General features: G+C 62.7%; 15 protein-coding genes. 9 read left to right on the top strand and 6 right to left on the bottom strand.

All coding sequences use genetic code 11. The features are described 5' to 3' along the window. The 6 genes from BLJAPNOD_RS08440 to BLJAPNOD_RS08465 all read left to right on the top strand — a co-directional run bounded on the left by BLJAPNOD_RS08440 (nucleotide 1) and on the right by BLJAPNOD_RS08465 (nucleotide 6,634). Nucleotides 1-831, top strand: coding sequence for a carbohydrate ABC transporter permease (locus BLJAPNOD_RS08440; protein WP_115419495.1), 831 nt, complete (start codon nucleotides 1-3; stop codon nucleotides 829-831). An 11-nt stretch (nucleotides 832-842) separates the two neighbouring features. Beyond that, nucleotides 843-1,844 (top strand): ABC transporter ATP-binding protein, encoded by a 1,002-nt coding sequence (locus BLJAPNOD_RS08445; protein WP_115419496.1) that lies wholly within the window; start codon nucleotides 843-845, stop codon nucleotides 1,842-1,844. Then, the gene (locus BLJAPNOD_RS08450) at nucleotides 1,841-2,614 is read left to right on the top strand and encodes an L-iditol 2-dehydrogenase (RefSeq protein ID WP_115419497.1); all 774 of its coding nucleotides are present in this window, start codon (nucleotides 1,841-1,843) and stop codon (nucleotides 2,612-2,614) included. Before BLJAPNOD_RS08445 ends, BLJAPNOD_RS08450 begins: the two co-directional genes overlap by 4 nt. A 41-nt stretch (nucleotides 2,615-2,655) precedes the next feature. After that, nucleotides 2,656-4,140: a mannitol dehydrogenase family protein gene (locus tag BLJAPNOD_RS08455; RefSeq protein ID WP_115419498.1), complete on the top strand. Its 1,485-nt coding sequence runs from the start codon at nucleotides 2,656-2,658 to the stop codon at nucleotides 4,138-4,140. A gap of 111 nt (nucleotides 4,141-4,251) precedes the next feature. Further along, nucleotides 4,252-4,935, top strand: coding sequence for an HAD family hydrolase (locus tag BLJAPNOD_RS08460; protein ID WP_115419499.1), 684 nt, complete (start codon nucleotides 4,252-4,254; stop codon nucleotides 4,933-4,935). A 115-nt stretch (nucleotides 4,936-5,050) separates the two neighbouring features. Next, nucleotides 5,051-6,634 carry an FGGY-family carbohydrate kinase gene (locus BLJAPNOD_RS08465; protein ID WP_115419500.1) on the top strand — a complete coding sequence of 528 codons (1,584 nt, stop codon included), beginning with the start codon at nucleotides 5,051-5,053 and terminating at the stop codon, nucleotides 6,632-6,634. A 283-nt stretch (nucleotides 6,635-6,917) separates the two neighbouring features. Here the strand turns inward: BLJAPNOD_RS08465 and BLJAPNOD_RS08470 are convergent, their stop codons facing one another. Beyond that, entirely contained in the window at nucleotides 6,918-7,712 is a 795-nt protein-coding gene (locus BLJAPNOD_RS08470; RefSeq protein WP_077503293.1) for a response regulator, read from the bottom strand. A gap of 134 nt (nucleotides 7,713-7,846) precedes the next feature. Between BLJAPNOD_RS08470 and BLJAPNOD_RS08475 the strand changes: the two genes are divergently transcribed. From BLJAPNOD_RS08475 to BLJAPNOD_RS08485, 3 genes are all read left to right on the top strand, one after another. After that, nucleotides 7,847-8,041, top strand: a complete 195-nt coding sequence (locus tag BLJAPNOD_RS08475; protein WP_077503294.1) for a NepR family anti-sigma factor — start codon at nucleotides 7,847-7,849, stop codon at nucleotides 8,039-8,041. 8 nt (nucleotides 8,042-8,049) lie between these two features. Then, a complete protein-coding gene (locus tag BLJAPNOD_RS08480; protein ID WP_077503295.1) occupies nucleotides 8,050-8,604 on the top strand; it encodes an RNA polymerase sigma factor in 555 nt (184 codons plus the stop codon). Between the two features lie 146 nt (nucleotides 8,605-8,750). Beyond that, complete coding sequence (locus tag BLJAPNOD_RS08485) at nucleotides 8,751-10,259, top strand: HWE histidine kinase domain-containing protein (protein WP_115419501.1); 1,509 nt, start codon at nucleotides 8,751-8,753, stop codon at nucleotides 10,257-10,259. Between the two features lie 11 nt (nucleotides 10,260-10,270). Here BLJAPNOD_RS08485 and BLJAPNOD_RS08490 read toward each other — a convergent pair whose 3' ends face one another. From BLJAPNOD_RS08490 to BLJAPNOD_RS08510, 5 genes are all read right to left on the bottom strand, one after another. Continuing rightward, entirely contained in the window at nucleotides 10,271-10,702 is a 432-nt protein-coding gene (locus tag BLJAPNOD_RS08490) for a hypothetical protein (RefSeq protein ID WP_115419502.1), read from the bottom strand. An 83-nt stretch (nucleotides 10,703-10,785) separates the two neighbouring features. Further along, nucleotides 10,786-11,154, bottom strand: a complete 369-nt coding sequence (locus BLJAPNOD_RS08495) for a DUF883 family protein (RefSeq protein WP_077503298.1) — start codon at nucleotides 11,152-11,154, stop codon at nucleotides 10,786-10,788. A gap of 166 nt (nucleotides 11,155-11,320) precedes the next feature. Continuing rightward, entirely contained in the window at nucleotides 11,321-12,112 is a 792-nt protein-coding gene (locus BLJAPNOD_RS08500; RefSeq protein ID WP_115419503.1) for a heme ABC transporter ATP-binding protein, read from the bottom strand. Nucleotides 12,113-12,121: 9 nt separating this feature from the next. Next, nucleotides 12,122-13,246: an iron ABC transporter permease gene (locus BLJAPNOD_RS08505; RefSeq protein ID WP_115419504.1), complete on the bottom strand. Its 1,125-nt coding sequence runs from the start codon at nucleotides 13,244-13,246 to the stop codon at nucleotides 12,122-12,124. Then, nucleotides 13,233-14,183 (bottom strand): hemin ABC transporter substrate-binding protein, encoded by a 951-nt coding sequence (locus BLJAPNOD_RS08510; RefSeq protein WP_077503301.1) that lies wholly within the window; start codon nucleotides 14,181-14,183, stop codon nucleotides 13,233-13,235. Before BLJAPNOD_RS08510 ends, BLJAPNOD_RS08505 begins: the two co-directional genes overlap by 14 nt. Nucleotides 14,184-14,191 lie beyond the last annotated feature (8 nt).

The raw sequence follows: 14,191 nt of genomic DNA on the forward strand, positions 1-14,191 counted from the left end.
ATGGCACGCAATGTCTCCACCCAAAGAAAGATCGTCGTGACCGTCGTCGCCTGGACGATCGGCATCCTGATCTTCTTTCCGATCCTCTGGACGTTCCTGACGAGCTTCAAGACCGAGGCCGAGGCGATCGCCTCGCCGCCGTCGCTGTTCTTCTTCGACTGGACGACGGAGAATTATCACGAGGTGCAGAGCCGATCGAACTACTTGCTGCACTTCATGAACTCGGTCGTCATCTCCTTCGGCTCGACGCTGATCGGCCTGGTCATCGCCATCCCGTCCGCCTGGGCTATGGCGTTCTCGCCGACCAAGCGCACCAAGGACGTGTTGATGTGGATGCTCTCCACCAAGATGATGCCATCGGTTGGCGTGCTCGTGCCGATGTACCTGCTGTTCCGCAACACCGGGCTGCTCGATACCCGCACCGGTCTCGTCATCGTGCTGACACTGATCAACCTGCCGATCATCATCTGGATGCTCTACACCTACTTCAAGGAGATCCCCGGCGAGATCCTCGAGGCGGCCCGCATGGACGGCGCGTCGCTGTCCAAGGAGATCATCTACGTGCTGACGCCGATGGCGATCCCCGGCATCGCCTCGACGCTTCTGCTCAACATCATCCTTGCTTGGAACGAGGCGTTCTGGACGCTGAACCTGAGTGCCGCGAAGGCGGCGCCGCTGACGGCCTTCATCGCTTCCTATTCGAGCCCCGAGGGCCTGTTCTACGCCAAGCTTTCGGCGGCTTCGACCATGGCGATCGCCCCCATCCTCATACTCGGCTGGTTCTCGCAGAAGCAGCTCGTGCGCGGCCTCACCTTCGGCGCGGTCAAATAAGGGATACGACAATGGGAAACATAACGCTCAGAAACGTCTCGAAGGTCTTCGGCGCCCATGCCGTCATCCCGTCGATCGACCTCAACATCAACGATGGCGAATTCGTCGTCTTCGTCGGCCCCTCGGGTTGCGGAAAGTCGACGCTCTTGAGGCTTATCGCCGGACTTGAGGATGTCAGCGATGGTGAGATCGTCATCGACGGCAAGAACGCCACCGAGCTGCCGCCCGCACAACGCGGCCTGTCGATGGTGTTCCAGTCTTACGCGCTCTATCCGCATATGAGCGTGCGCTCGAACATCGGCTTTCCGTTGAAGATGGCCAACGAGGATAAGGCGGTCATCGACAAGAAAGTGGCCGATGCAGCCCGCGTGCTGAACCTCACCGACTATCTCGATCGCAAGCCTCGCCAGCTTTCCGGCGGCCAGCGCCAGCGCGTCGCAATCGGCCGGGCGATCGTGCGCCAGCCGAAGGCGTTCCTGTTCGACGAACCGCTGTCGAACCTCGACGCGGCGCTGCGTGTCAACATGCGGCTGGAAATCAGCCAGCTGCACCAGGATCTGAAGACGACAATGGTCTACGTCACCCACGACCAGGTGGAGGCCATGACCATGGCCGACAAGATCGTTGTGCTCAATCGAGGCCGGATCGAGCAGGTCGGCTCGCCGCTCGACCTCTATCACAAGCCGGACAATCTCTTCGTTGCCGGCTTCATCGGCTCGCCGCGCATGAACTTCGTTTCTGGTGCGCCGGCTGCTGCCTATCAGGCGCACACCATGGGCATCCGGCCGGAGCATCTGGTGCTTTCGAAGGAGAACGGTACCTGGGCGGGCACGGTCGGGGTCGCAGAGCACCTCGGCTCCGACACGTTCCTGCATATCAATGTCGACAATATCGGCACGATGACGGCGCGCGTCGGCGGCGATTTCCCGGTGACCCATGGCGACCGGGTGTTCCTGACGCCTGATGCCCAGCGTGTGCACAGGTTCGACGACAAGGGACTGGCAGTTCGATGAAACGTCTTCACGGAAAAAGCGCGCTGATCACCGGATCTGCGCGCGGTATCGGTCGCGCTTTTGCCGAAGCCTATGTGCGCGAAGGCGCCAGGGTGGCGATTGCCGACATCAATATGGCGCGGGCACGCGAGACCGCTTCGGAAATCGGACCGAGCGCCTATGCGGTTGAAATGGATGTGACGCAGCAGGGCTCGATCGACGCGGCGATAGCATCGGTCGTTACCGAGGCCGGCGGTCTCGACATCCTCGTCAACAATGCAGCACTCTTCGATCTTGCGCCGATCGTGGAAATCACCCGCGAAAGTTATGACCGGCTGTTTTCGATCAATGTCTCGGGAACGCTGTTCACGATGCAGGCGGCCGCCAGGCAGATGATCGCCCAGGGCAGGGGCGGCAAGATCATCAACATGGCAAGCCAGGCGGGTCGGCGCGGCGAAGCGCTGGTCGCCGTTTACTGCGCCACCAAGGCGGCGGTCATCAGCCTGACCCAGTCGGCCGGGCTCGACCTGATCAAGCACCGCATCAACGTCAACGCCATCGCCCCCGGCGTGGTCGACGGCGAACACTGGGACGGCGTCGATGCACTGTTTGCCAAATACGAGAACCGCCCGCGCGGCGAGAAGAAGCGGCTCGTGGGAGCGGAAGTGCCCTACGGGCGCATGGGAACGGCCGAGGATCTGACCGGCATGGCCATCTTCCTCGCATCGGCCGAGAGCGACTACGTCGTTTCGCAGACCTACAACGTCGATGGCGGCAACTGGATGAACTGAGGCCTGTCATTGAGACAGTGCCTCGATAAGGAAACGGGACCATGACGACCAAACTCTCTCTTGGCGCACTCGATGCGGTCAAGGCCAAGGCCGGCGTGCCGAGCTATGACCGCGCGGCTCTCAAAGCCGGCATCGTGCATTTCGGCGTCGGCAACTTTCATAGAGCCCATCAGGCCGTCTATCTCGACGATCTCTTCAATGCCGGGCACGACCACGATTGGGCGATCGTCGGCGCCGGTGTCCTGCCGTCCGACGAACAGATGCGGGCGAAACTCTCGGCCCAGGATTTCTTGACGACGGTGGTCGAGCAGGACAACAACCGCACCGGCGCGCATGTGACCGGCGCGATGATCGATTACCTCAAACCCGGCGATATCTCTAGCATCGTCGCTAGGCTCGCCGACCCGGCGATCCGCATCGTTTCGCTGACGATTACCGAGGGCGGCTACTTCATCGATCCGGCCTCCGGCGTCTTCAACCCGACGCATCCCGCCATCGTCGACGATGCCCAGAACCCGGCTTCGCCGAAGACCGTCTTCGGCCTTGTTGTCGCGGGCCTGAAAGCGCGCCGCGACAGGCACATCCCGCCGTTCACCGTCATGTCCTGCGACAACATTCCGGGTAATGGCGAAGTAACCCATGCGGCGGTCTCGGGCCTCGCACGGCTCTTCGATCCTGACTTCGCAGACTGGATCGATGCAAATGTCGCCTTTCCGAACGGCATGGTGGATCGCATCACGCCGGCCACCGGCGCACGCGAAATCGGCATAGTGGCGACCGATTACGAGATCGAGGACGCGTGGCCTGTGTTCTGCGAAGAGTTCAAGCAATGGGTGCTGGAGGATCATTTTCCGCAAGGGCGTCCGGCGCTCGAAAAGGTCGGGGTGCAATTCGTGCCCGACGTCGCGCCCTATGAGCACATGAAGATCCGCATTCTCAACGGCGGCCACGCGGCAATCGCCTATCCGGCCGCCCTGCTCGACATCCATTTCGTCCACGAGGCGATGGAGGAGCCGTTGATCCGCGCCTTCCTCGCCAAGCTCGAACATGACGAGATCATTCCGGTCATTCCGCCGGTGCCGAACACCGATCTTGGCGATTACTACAAGCTGATCGAGACCCGCTTTTCCAATCCGAAGATCGGCGACACGATCCCGCGGCTGGCGCAGGACGGGTCCAACCGGCAACCGAAATTCATCCTGCCGTCGACCGTCGACCGGTTGGCACGCGGCGAAGATGTCGTCGGGCTGGCGCTGGTCTCGGCAATGTGGTGCCGCTACTTCGCCGGTGTATCGGACAGCGGCAAGCAGATCGTCTTCAACGACCAGAACGCCGACCGGCTTCAGGCGGCGGCCCGTGCAGCCAAAGACGATCCCATGGCCTTTCTGGCGCTGTCGGACATTTTCGGCGAGGTTGCGCAATCCGATCTTTTCCGCAAGCGCTTCGCCCAAGCATTGAAAACCCTTTGGGAAAAGGGTACGCGCGCTACGCTCCAGCTTTATCTGGATGGCAAGCTTACTGCATAATTCCTTGGGGGGCCGCACCGATCCAAGGATGAAATTATGCAGCAACTCAAAGCGTTACAGCGACCTTGACGCGTCGCGGAAGACGCGCGGCGCTGTAAGGAGTAGGCTATCATGGGGGACGACGCGTCCAAGCTAGTGATCTTCGATTGCGATGGCGTGCTGGTCGACAGCGAACCGATATCGCTCGAAGTCCTGGTCGATGTGCTCTCGTCCGCCGGCGTATCGATGACGACGGAGGAGGCGACCGAACGGTTTCTCGGCCGCAGCCTCAAGAGCATGTCCGCCATCCTCCACGACGAGTACGACCTGGCGACCGACGACGCCTTTCTCGATGACATGCGCACGCGGCTCTACCAGCGGTTCCGCTCCGAGCTGCAGCCGATCGCCGGCATCCGCCGGGCGGTCGAAGAGCTTGGCGTTGCCTGTTGCGTCGCATCGTCCAGCCAGCCGGAACGCATCCGGCTATCGCTGACCGTCACCGGTCTGATCGATCTTTTCGAGCCGAACATCTTCTCTGCGACGATGGTCAAGCATGGCAAGCCTGCGCCCGACCTGTTTCTGCTGGCGAGCCGGGAGATGGGCTATGCGCCCGAGGACTGTATCGTCGTCGAGGACAGTCCGGCCGGTATCGAGGCGGCACATGCCGCCGGCATGCGCGCATTTGCCTTCGCCGGGGGGGGGCATGCGCGCAGCGATCGTCATCGACAGACGCTGGCCGAACTCAGCCCAGACGTGCTGTTTGACGACATGGGCGAATTGTTACAGTTTGTCCGCCAATACGGCATGGCTCCTTAAGTCGAACCCGATCTAAGGATAACAATTATGCAGCAGTTTCAGGATTTTACTGCGAGCTTTGCACGTCAGGGATGGTGCGCAAAGCTCGAGGTAACGGGGACGGGGACCTCCATTGATGCGTGAATTCGTCGTTGCGGTCGATGTCGGTACCGGCAGTGCCCGCGCCGGTATCTTCGACCGGACCGGCAGGCTGCTGGCGCGTGCCGACCTGCCGATCGCCATGAACCGGCCGGAGGAAAATCATGCCGAACATGATTCGGACGATATCTGGAGAGCCGTCTGCGGCTCGGTGAAGACTGCCAGGGAAAAGGCTGGCATCGCGGCAGAGGATATCGCTGCCATCGGTTTCGACGCGACGTGCTCGCTCGTCGTTCGCGACCGGGACGGGGCACCGCTTTCCGTCAATCGGAAGGGCGAGGCGCGCTGGGACACGATCGTCTGGCTGGATCACCGGGCGCTCAAGGAAGCGGATTTCTGCACGGCAACCAAACACCCGGTTCTTGACTTCTCCGGTCGCGTCATGTCGCCGGAGATGGAGATGCCGAAGCTGATGTGGCTGAAGCGGAACCTGCCGACGCAGTGGGAAAAGGCCGGCTATTTCTTCGATCTCGCCGACTACCTCTCCTGGAAGGCGACCGGCAGTGCGGCGCGCTCGCGCTGCACTCTGACGGCGAAGTGGAACTATCTCGCCCATGAGAAGCGTGGCTGGCAGGCGGATTATCTCGAGCGGATCGGCCTTGAGGATCTGCTGACGCGGGGCGGGTTGCCGCAGGAAACGCTGCAGCTCGAAAGCTCGGTGGGCAGCTTGTCGGCGCAGGCTGCAGCAGACCTCGGCCTTGATACCGATTGTCAGGTGGCGCCCGGATTGATCGATGCCTATGCGGGTGCGCTCGGCGTGCTCGGAGGCTTTGCCGGGGAACCGGAAAAGCTCGAGCGGCAACTGGCGCTGATCGCTGGCACCTCGAGTTGCATCGTTGCCTTCTCCAGGGAGATGAAGCCGGGCTTCGGCATGTGGGGACCCTATTTCGAAGCGGTGCTACCCGGTGCCTGGCTGATCGAGGCGGGCCAGTCGGCAACCGGCGCGCTGCTTGATCACATCGTGCGTATCCATGGCGGCGGCCTGGAGCCTTCGACCGAGACGCACGGACGGATCATTGCGCGTGTGCAGGAACTGCGCGCCCTTCACGGGGCGCAGTTTGCCGAGCGGCTGCATGTTCTGCCCGATTTTCACGGCAATCGTTCGCCGCTTGCCGACCCGCACGGGCTCGGGGTCATCAGCGGCCTGCCGTTCGATTCGTCGTTCGATGCGCTGTGCCGGCTCTATTGGCGCACCTGCGTCGCGATCGCGCTCGGCATCCGCCATATCCTCGAGACGATGCGTGAGGTCGGCTACGAGCTCGATACGCTGCACGTCACCGGCGGTCACGTGCGCAATGCGCTGCTGATGGAGCTTTACTGCGATGTCACGGGGTGCCGGGTCGTGGCTCCGGACGCGCCCGATGCAGTGCTTCTCGGAACCGCGATGGCGGCAGCCGTTGCGGGCCAGGTCCATACCGACCTTGCTGCGGCCGGCGATGCCATGTCGTCCGGCGGGCGCGAGCGACTGCCGAACCCTGAAATGCGCGCGATCTATGATCGCGACTACCGCCGCTTCCTCGCGCTCTACCGCCATCGCGACGAGCTCGACGCGCTTCAATAAAAAAATGATCGGGAAACGCGAAAACCCGGAACATTTGTTTGCGTCACGCATTTTATTTGCAGACCGGACGGTGGCGCGCATCGCCCCCAATGTGGCGCCGGAGGTAATCCGCCGGTTTACAACTCACACTCCCCCTGTGAGTTGAACAATGTCAGCCAGTGCCTTCCCTCGGCACTGGCTGTTTTGTTTCCGGGCCGCGGTTGTGCTGATCAAGACAAGCGGTACTCAGACAAACGAAAGCCGGCGACCGTAGCCGCCGGCGGTTTGAATGGTGTTGCGGCGTTTAAGCGGCTGCTTTGGTCGACTCGTTGAAGAACAGCGCCTGGCTGATCAGCGCCTTCACCATGTCGGGGTTGAAAGGCTTGGTGACCAGGAAGGTCGGCTCGGGACGCTCGCCGGTCAACAGGCGCTCGGGGAAGGCGGTGATGAAGATCACCGGGATGGCGCTGGTCTTGAGGATGTCGTTGACCGCGTCGATGCCCGAGCTGCCGTCGGCCAGCTGGATATCGGCAAGCACCATGCTTGGCCGGGTCTTCTTGTAAAGCGCGATTGCTTCGTCGCGGGTGCGGGCAATGCCGGTGACGCGGTGGCCAAGGCTCTCGACCATGTTTTCGATGTCGATGGCGATCAGCGGCTCGTCTTCGATGATCATGATATCGGTTGCGACCTGACGCGAGATTTCCTGCGAGGCGCGGTCGAGAAGCGAACCGATCTTGTCGTCGGTGACGTCAAGGATCTCGCTGGCTTCTTCGGGGCGAAAGCCCTCGACCGAGACGAGAAGGAACGCCTGGCGGGCAAGCGGCGATACGTTTGCCAGGTTGACCGAGGCGCGTTGCTCCCACGCAAAGGGCGAAATCGGTTCGGGGACCAGCACTGACGAGGAGCCGAAGAGCGACGTGTAAAGGCGGAACAGCGAGACGCGGTCGTTGCTGGCCTCCGGGAAAATGGAGGTGTCGGCAATCAGCGCTTCGAGCACGGCGGCCACATAGGCGTCGCCTGAAGTCTGCGAGCCGGTCAATGCGCGCGAGTAGCGGCGCAGATAGGGCAGCAGCGGCGCGATCCGTGTGGACAATGTCATGGGGAACTCCCTCGAGATATTATTTGCAGTGACGTCCCGAAAACGTTCCACGCAAAAAAAAGTTCCGGGAGGGAACATTTCATTTTTCAGACGCGTTAAGGCGGTAATGAACACCACAAGGCGACAGATTGACAATGAAGTATAAAACAGGGGCGGGGCGCACTTCCGGTACGACCTCATGGACCGAAGACCCGAACGCGCAGATCGCAGCCAAGCTGAAGGCGCTCTATCAGTCCGTTCAGGAAGAAGCGATTCCGTCGCGTTTTCTCGATCTTCTGGAGAAACTCGATGCGGCCGAGCAGCAGTCGGTTCTGCAGGGTAGGGAGTGAGCGCCAGAATGTCGTCTGAAAAGAATGATTTCAAGCGAGAGATGCTCGCCGCATTGCCGAGCCTGCGCGCCTTTGCCATGTCCCTCATCGGTCGCCATGACCGGGCGGACGATCTTGTCCAGGACACGATCATGAAGGCCTGGGCCAAGCAGGACCATTTCCAGATGGGCACGAACATGAAGGCCTGGCTGTTCACCATCCTGCGCAACGAGCTTTACAGCCAGATGCGAAAGCGCGGACGCGAGGTTCAGGACAGCGACGGCCACTTCACCGAATCGCTCGCCCATCATCCGGAACAATACGGTTCGCTCGACCTGCAGGATTTCCGCCGGGCACTCGAGACGCTGCCTCCGGATCAGCGCGAAGCGATCATTCTCGTCGGAGCGTCGGGTTTCTCGTACGAGGAAGCGGCGACGATCTGCGGTTGTGCGCTCGGCACGATCAAGAGCCGGGTCAATCGCGCCCGCCAGCGCCTTCAGGATATCCTCCAGGTTCAGGGCGAAAACGATTACGGTCCGGACGAAACGTCCGCTCCCATTACCTCTCGGGCATTCGTTTCCTGATTCGAAAGCTTTTTTGGCCGCCAGAGCGTTGCAAATCGAGAGCAGCCCTGCTTTCACTGGCGGCCAGAATGCCTCCGTATAGGAGCGCCGTGCGTCAATCGCAATTGGCGCCGGTGGCCGAGGCGGCAGTTTGGAGTTGGGGCCGGATGCGCGAAGAACGAGAAGAAAACACTGCCTCGCCGGAGACATTGCTGCTCGACGCGCCCGAGCGCTTGCGTGTGCTGCACGCGACAGTGCCGGATATGGCCGTCCCTGATACGGATTTCGACGGCATTACCGAAATCGCTGCCCGCCTCTTCGATGCGCCGATCGCACTCGTCAGCCTGCTTGACCGCGAGTGGCAATGGTTCAAGTCTGCGGTCGGTACGTCGGAGCCGCGCGCGTCATCGGAGGATTCGTTCTGTGTGCACGCGGCAGCGGATGCCGTAGGCGCCGGTCTCGTCGTTCTCGATGCTTCAGCCGATCTGCGCTTTCGCACACGGCCGCTGGTTACCGGCGCGCCGTTCCTGCGCTTTTATGCCGGTGCCCCGATCGTCCTCGATGGCCAGCCGGTCGGCACGGTCTGCGTGCTGGACGTTGCCGCGCGCAGCGAGATTGCACCGCATCTTATGGAACAGTTGCGCCGGCTTGCCGGCCTTGCCGCTGCCCTGTTCAAGCTGAAGGACGAAGCGCGTCGTCGTGCCATCAAGGAGGCCGCGCTTTCCCGCGAGGAACAGCGCCACGCGATGGCGCTGGAGGCGGCCAATATCGGCAGCTGGCTCTGGGACGTCCGCTCCGGCGTGATCGCCGGCAACAGCGCCTTGATGCGCATGTTTGGATTGCCCGCCGATCGTTCGTTCGGCGCGAGAGAAGTGTTCGGCGCCATCCATCCCGACGACCGCGGCGCGACCTTTGCCAAACTTCGCCAGGCGATGAAGGCGGATGAGGAATATGACGGCATGTTCCGGGTCGGCGACACCGGGCGCTGGTTGCTCGGACGCGGGCGGGTGCATGAACGGGATGCCAAGGGAAATCCGCTGACCTTCATCGGCGTCACCATCGATGTCACCGACCAGCAGATGTCGGTCCAGCGGACACGGCTCTTGCTCAAGGAACTCAATCACCGGGTCAAGAATACGCTGGCAATGCTGCAGTCGCTCGCCCGCCAGACGCTGCGCCAGACCAGCGATCCTGCGGAATTCATGACCGCCTTTGCCGGGCGGCTTCAGGCAATCTCCGAGGCGCATGGGCTGCTATCGGATCACGAGTGGGGCACGATCCGGCTCGCGGACCTGATTTCCAAGCAATTGATGCCGCATGTCAGCGTCTATGCGGACCAGATCGAACTGCACAAGGACGAAGTGCTGCTCGGCCCCGACCAGGCGGTCGGCCTCGGACTGGTGCTGCACGAACTTGCGACCAACGCGGTGAAGTATGGCTCCCTGTCGGTGCCGAACGGCAAGGTGGTGCTGACCGCGCGCAATGTCGTGGAAGAAGGCGAGGCAGTGCTGCATCTGACCTGGACCGAGGTCGGCGGCCCGCCGGTTCGCGAACCGAAACGCCGAGGCTTCGGCTCCATTCTGATAGAGCGCAGTCTCGACAAGGTTCTCGGCAGTTCGGTGAAGGTCGAATACATGGCGGCCGGCGTCACCGCCCTGATCCGCCTGCCGCTTTAGCCGGTTGCCGTTCAAGCATCCCGGTTCGGCCGACGCCTCTTGCCCGTGCCGAGCAAGGCGCCGATAGCCAGGGCCGTACCGACAGCAATGAGTGGCTGCTTGCGCAGAATGGTGGTTGCGGCAAGCATCGTCAGATTGGTTTTCATCATCGACCGACGACGGCGCTCTTCCGCCAGCTTTCTATCGCGCTCCTGCATGGAAATCATCACGATGATCAGAATGAGAGCGGTCAGAATGAGGGCTGCGGCGATCGACGCAGCGGCGATCACGGGCGAATAGGTGGCGCTGAGATAGAGCGCGATGGCAATCAGCGCGAAAATGTAAGCCGTGACAAGCAGCACGGCGACGACGGCGCAGAGCGCGGCGTTGCGCTTGAAACGAGATGCGGTGGCGCCGATGTCGGCGGCCAGCAAGGCGGACAGGGCAGCCCCAAGTGGACCCATGCGCTTCTACTCCTGAAAAGACGTCAAAACGGGTGGGACGCTTGTGGCGTGCCCACCCTGTTCCGTAGTGGCCTAACGCTCGCCTAGCGCCGCAGAAGTGCAGCGGCGATCAGGCCGATCAGCGCTGCAGTGCCAAGCGTTGCGAAGGGGTGCTCGCGGACCGCATTGCGCAGCTGTTTTTCCGTGCCGGCGTATCGGCTACGCAGATCGCCCAGCAATTCCTCGCCGGTTGCAAGCAGATCCTGAAGGCCGGCTTCGGCCTGTTCGCGCGCATCGTGCGCCTTGCTGCGCGCATGTTTCGACGCATCGGCGCCGCGATCGCCAAGCAGTGCGACCAGCGCTGCCATGTCGCCACGCAGTTCGTTGAGCTGGTCTTCGATGGAAATGTCAGTGAGCGCGCCGTTGCGCTTGCTCGACCGTGAACTGGAACCTGAGAAGAGGCCTGAAGCCATGATTGGTCTCCTTTTCGCTACAACGCCGGCCAAGGTCGACCGGCGTGATCCGCTTGAGCCGGCATGACGCGTTCATCGCCACGGCCGGCTCTTCAGGAAGAACAACGCACGAGTGCGCAAATTGTTTCGATAAATCTTGAAGTTGGCGCGATTTGCGGCGCGGCGGCTAGAGCGTCGCCGTCTGCGGCAACACGAAGGGCACGCCGGCGGCCGGCATGGCGCTGACCTGCATGCGGCAACCGAACACCGCCTCCATCGTCTCGTCGGTCAACACATCGCCTGGCGCGCCGCTTGCCCGGATAACGCCCGACTTCATCATGATCATCCGGTCGGCGAACATCGCCGTCAGGTTGAGGTCGTGCATGACCGCGATGACGCCGCCGCCGCGCTCGCAGAATTTGCGCGCCAGCTGCATGATGGTCAGCTGGTGGCGGATATCGAGGCTTGAGACCGGCTCGTCGAGCAGAAGGTAGCGCGGCTCGCCAAAGGCGACCGGGTCGGAAATCTGGCAGAGGACGCGCGCAAGCTGCACGCGCTGCTGCTCGCCGCCCGAAAGCTCCTGATAAAAGCGGCCGGCAAAGCCGCCAAGATCGACAGCTTCGAGCGCGTCGGCGGCGATGCGGTCATTGGCCTTTGCATCTGATGTCGCGCCTGCGGTCAGGCCCAGACGCACCACTTCGCGCACCGTGAAGGGAAACGAAATCACGGTCGACTGCGGCAGCACGCCGCGTTTGAGCGCGAGTTCCCAGGGTTTGAGGCCCTTGAGATTGCGGCCGTTGATGCTGACCGACCCGCTTTCCGGCGGCAGTTCGCCGGAGATCGCCTTCAGTGTCGTCGTCTTGCCGCAGCCGTTCGGCCCGACGATTGCGGTGAGCGCCCCCGGCGCTGCCTCAAGCGAAATGCCGTGAATGACTTGGTGGCCGCCCAATCGGACGGAAAGGTTGGATACGTTGATCATGGTTTCGTCTCACAGCCCTATGGTCGTGCGACCGCGCAGCAGGATCCACAGGAAGAACGGCGCACCGATGAAGGCGGTGACGATGCCGATCGGCAGTTCCGCGGGCGAGGCGATGGTGCGGGCGATCATGTCGGCCAGGATCAGCAAGGTTCCGCCCAGGAGCGCCGATGCCGGCACGAGATAGCGGTGATCCGGCCCGATGACCAGGCGCAGGAGATGCGGCACGACGATGCCGACGAAGCCGATGCCACCGCTGACCGCAACCGACGCACCCGTTGCCGCGGCGACGCTGACGATGGCGATGTTCTTCATGCGCTGCACCGGGATGCCCATATGGAAGGCGGCCGCTTCGCCGAGCGTAATGGCGTTGAGGCCGCGCGCCAGGAAGGGCGTGACGGCGAGCGACAGCAGGATGATGGGCGCAGCTGCTGCAATCTTCGTCCAGTTGGCGCCGGCAAGCGAGCCGAGACCCCAGAAGGTGACGTCGCGCAGTTGCTTGTCATCGGCCATGAAGATCAGCACGCCGGTGAAGGCGCCGGTGAGCGCGCCGAGCGCGATACCGGCGAGAAGCAGCGTCGCAACCGATGTCTGGCCGCCGCGTGTGGCAATCCGGTAAAGCAGGAGCGTGGTCACGAGGCCGCCGATGAAGGCAGCGACCGGCAAGGCGTAAAAGCCGAAGAGCGCAAACAATGGCCCAAAGACTGCCGAACCGAGCACGATCAAAAGAACGGCGCCGAGGCTCGCGCCGGAGGAAACGCCGACGAGGCCGGGATCGGCCAGCGGGTTGCGGAAAAGACCCTGCATGACGACGCCGGAGACGGCGAGCGACGCACCGACGAGCATGCCGAGCACGGCGCGTGGCAGTCGAATGTCGAGAATGATGATGCGGTCGCGAACACTCAGGATCTGGTCCGCATCGCTCGCGCCCAGAAGCCAGCGCACGACGTTCGACAGCGACGCGTCGGCGGCACCTGTCATGATCGAACCGACGAAGGTGGCTGCCGCGAAAACGATGAGCAGCGCGATGACGACGCGCGCCAGCCGCGCGCGATTGCCGGACCGCCATTCGGCCCGAATATCGGCAGTAAGGGCGGTCAGGCGCATGCCGCGGTTCAATGCCTCACTGCGAGGCATTGGCCTTCTTTCCGTAGATTGCAGCATTGAGTTCGCGAATGGCGCTTGCCGTGCGCGGGCCAAAGCCGAGCAGGTGCAGGCCGTCCATGCGGATCAGCGCCTGGGTCTTGGCGGCAGGTGTCAAGCTCAGCGACGGCAAGGCGAAAAGCTCGGCCGCCTTGGCGCTGTGTTCGCCGCCGCGATCCATCATCAGGATGACGTCGGGCTTGGCTTCGATGATCGCCTCGTCGGTCAGGGCCTTGTAGCCGGGGAACTGGCCGGCGGCGTTGATCGCGCCGGAAAGCTCGATGATGCCGTTGGCGGCGGTGCCGGTGCCGGAAGCCTGGATCTTGCCACCCTGGGTGCTCAGGATAAAAAGAACGCGCTTGCGCTCGCTTTCCGCGCGCTTGGCGCCATCGGCGACCGCTGCGTCAAGATCGGCTTCCACCGACTTCGCCAGTGCATCGGCCTTGTCGGGCACATTGAGGAAAGCGCCGACCGAGCGGATCTTTGCCGGGATGCTGTCCTTGTCGAAGGTCTCCGGAACGCTGGTAAAGGCGATGTTGGCATCCTTCAGGATGGCAAGCGCCTCCGGAGGGCCGCTGCCTTCGACGGCGACGATCGCGGTCGGATTGACCGCGATGATGCCTTCAGGCGCGAGCGCGCGCATGTAGCCGACGTCGGGCAGCTTGTTTGCCGCTTCCGGGTAGGTGCTGGTCGAGTCGCGGCCTACCAGTCGGCCTTCCTCGCCAAGTGCGTAGATGATCTCGGTGATCGCGCCGCCGACCGAAACGACGCGCGAGACGTCCGGCTTCTCGATGCTTTCTGCCATGGCCGGGCGGATAAACGACGGCGCCCCCGGCGCCACGGCGGGCAGCAGGAAAGGAGCCGATACCGCAAAGGCGGCCAAAGCCAGCTCCCAGCGGCGAAGGCGGCGGAAGTCGAGACCCTTGATCATCACGCTGT

The sequence above is a fragment of the Ensifer sp. M14 genome (assembly GCF_003355565.1).
GTDB lineage: Bacteria > Pseudomonadota > Alphaproteobacteria > Rhizobiales > Rhizobiaceae > Ensifer.